Source organism: Methylomonas rivi (assembly GCF_024505165.1).
Taxonomy (GTDB): Bacteria; Pseudomonadota; Gammaproteobacteria; order Methylococcales; family Methylomonadaceae; genus Methylomonas; species Methylomonas rivi.
In genome coordinates, this window is sequence record NZ_JANIBK010000267.1 from 1 (window position 1) to 2,570 (window position 2,570).

Annotated in this window: 3 protein-coding genes and 1 pseudogene; all 4 read left to right on the plus strand. The window is 55.1% G+C overall.

The window, feature by feature from the left end; genetic code table 11:
- Positions 1-520 (plus strand): annotated as a pseudogene (locus NP596_RS20920) (potassium-transporting ATPase subunit B); the annotation flags it as partial.
- A 9-nt stretch (positions 521-529) separates the two neighbouring features.
- On the plus strand, positions 530-1,126 hold the full coding sequence (kdpC, locus tag NP596_RS20925; RefSeq protein WP_256617326.1) for a potassium-transporting ATPase subunit KdpC: 597 nt from the start codon (positions 530-532) through the stop codon (positions 1,124-1,126).
- 21 nt (positions 1,127-1,147) lie between these two features.
- Positions 1,148-2,266 (plus strand): outer membrane beta-barrel protein, encoded by a 1,119-nt coding sequence (locus NP596_RS20930; protein ID WP_256617327.1) that lies wholly within the window; start codon positions 1,148-1,150, stop codon positions 2,264-2,266.
- Between the two features lie 35 nt (positions 2,267-2,301).
- Positions 2,302-2,570, plus strand: a 269-nt coding sequence (locus tag NP596_RS20935) for a sigma 54-interacting transcriptional regulator (RefSeq protein ID WP_371927995.1), incomplete at its 3' end; no start/stop codon positions are given.

Genomic DNA, 2,570 nt, shown 5'->3' on the forward strand with positions numbered 1-2,570 from the left:
CCGGTTGGTGGCGATGACCGGCGACGGTACCAACGACGCGCCGGCGCTGGCGCAGGCCGATGTGGCGGTGGCGATGAACAGCGGCACCCAGGCGGCGAAAGAAGCCGGCAACATGGTGGATCTGGATTCCAACCCGACCAAGCTGATCGAAATCGTCGAAACCGGCAAGCAAATGCTGATGACCCGCGGCGCGCTGACTACCTTTAGTATCGCTAACGACGTCGCCAAATATTTTGCGATTATCCCGGCGGCCTTCGCCACCACCTATCCGGCCTTGAACGTGCTGAACGTGATGGGTCTGGCGACTCCGGCCAGCGCCATTCTGTCGGCGGTGATCTTCAATGCCTTGATCATCATCGCCTTGATACCGCTGGCCCTGAAAGGTATTAAATACCAACCGGTCGGCGCGGAAAAACTATTGCAAAACAACCTGCTGGTCTACGGCGTCGGCGGCTTGATCGTGCCGTTCATCGGCATCAAGGCCATCGATTTACTTTTGGTTGCTATGAATCTGGTGTAAGGAACATATATGTCTACCTACTTAAAACCCGCGGCAATGCTGCTGCTCTTGTTGACCCTGGTAACCGGCGCCGCTTATCCGGCATTGGTCACCATTATCGCCCAAACCGTGTTTCCCGATCAGGCCAACGGCAGTCTGGTCAAGAACGACAAAGGCCAGCCCATCGGTTCGGAACTGATCGGCCAAACCTTCAGCGAGCCGAAATACTTCTGGAGCCGGCCGTCGGCTACCGGACCCTATAGTTACAACGCCGCCGCTTCCGCCGGTTCCAACCTGGGGCCGACCAATCCGGCGCTGACCGAGGCGGTCTCTGCCCGTATTCAAGCTTTGAAGGACGCCGACCCGGGCAATACGGCGCCGGTACCGGTGGATTTGGTCACCGCCTCCGGCAGCGGCCTCGATCCGCACATCAGCATCGCGGCGGCGGAATACCAGATCAAACGCATCGCCAAAATCCGCAAAATCGGCGAAGGCAAGTTGCGCGAATTGGTCGACGCGCATACCGAAGGCCGGCAGTGGTTGGTATTCGGCGAACCCAGAGTCAACGTGTTGAAGTTGAATCTGGCTTTGGATCAAGCCAGTTTACCCGGCGCAGACAAGCATTAAATCGAATCCGTGCGTATCTTTATGGTTATTAAACATCGCAAACTTAATTGGGTGGCGCTGCTGCTCATCGGCTGCCATCACGCTTGGGCGGATACTAGCGAATGGCAAGTCGGCGTTACCATTGATTTGAGCTATGCCAATGCCTTTCAAAGCGATGACGAAATCGCCTATCGCAGCAAGGCAACCACGATGCGCTTGAATGAATTCACCCCCAACATGGGCATGTTCTATTTGCGTAAATTGGCCTCGGAATCTTCGCGCTGGGGATTGGAAATCGGTGCTCAGGCCGGTTACGACACTGACGGACAAGTGCCGGGCAGCGATCGATTGCCGGGCTATAGCATTCTGCGTTACCTGTCGCGCGCCAATGTCAGTTATCTGGCGCCGATCGGCAACGGCTTGACCTTGACCGCAGGATTGATGAATAGCTTCATCGGCTTTGAGTCGATGTTCGCCAAAGATAATTTCAATTACACGCGCTCCTGGATTGCCGATTATTCACCTTATTATCTGCTTGGCTTTGGCGGCCAATATCCGCTTAATCAGGATGTCACGGTCGGCTTGTACTTGGTCAGCGATTACGACTATCTGGCCTATCGTAGCGATCAGCCGAAATATGCCTCGCAAGTGGCGTGGACGATCAGCCCAGCATGGAAATTCACCCAAAACCTGTTTGCCGGGCCGGAACAACGCAACACCGACACCGCAAACTGGCGTTATTTTTCCGATTCGATTCTGCAATGGACCGGTCAGGATGTGACGGTAGCGCTGGCCTACGACGTCGGCACAGAACGTTTAGCCCAGTCCAGCACAGATCGACAAATGTTGTGGATGGGCTCCGCATTGTTCAGCCGTTGGCATATCGACGGACCTTGGAGCGTGGCATTGCGCCCGGAAATTTACTGGGACGGCGACGGGCGTTTAACCGGCAATCGGCAATTGATCAAGTCGATAACGGCCACATTGGAATACAAAATCCCACTGGATTCGGCCTCGGTGGCGCTGCGCAGCGAGTATCGTTATGACGATTCGACAGGCAGCCAAGGTGGCTTTTTTAAATTTAACAATAGCCAAGAGCTGATTACCGGACAGCATGCCGTTTTCCTGTCCTGCCTGATTAGTTTTGATAAGTCGCTCTAGCAAGCATTCGTGAAAACACTACTTGTGATTTGCCAATGAATAAAAAGTTAAGTGCCTTGAACAGTCTTACTTCTATTTGCCAAGCCGATCAGCCGCGTAGTATCGATATCCCCATCATGTTGGGCGAGTCGCCGGCCATGCAGACTTTGCTAAGCACGTTGCGGAAGGCGGCGCGTTCGGCGATGACCGTGCTGATTAACGGCGAAACCGGCACCGGCAAGGAACTGGCGGCGCGGGCTCTGCATTGCCAGAGCCCGCGCGCCGACAAACCGTTCATCGCGCTGAACATGGCGGCTATTCCCCG

Coding starts and splice junctions, on each gene's coding strand:
- kdpC (WP_256617326.1), top strand. CDS start 530: ATGTCTACCTACTTAAAACCCGCGGCAATGCTGCTGCTCTTGTTGACC.
- NP596_RS20930 (WP_256617327.1), top strand. CDS start 1,148: ATGGTTATTAAACATCGCAAACTTAATTGGGTGGCGCTGCTGCTCATC.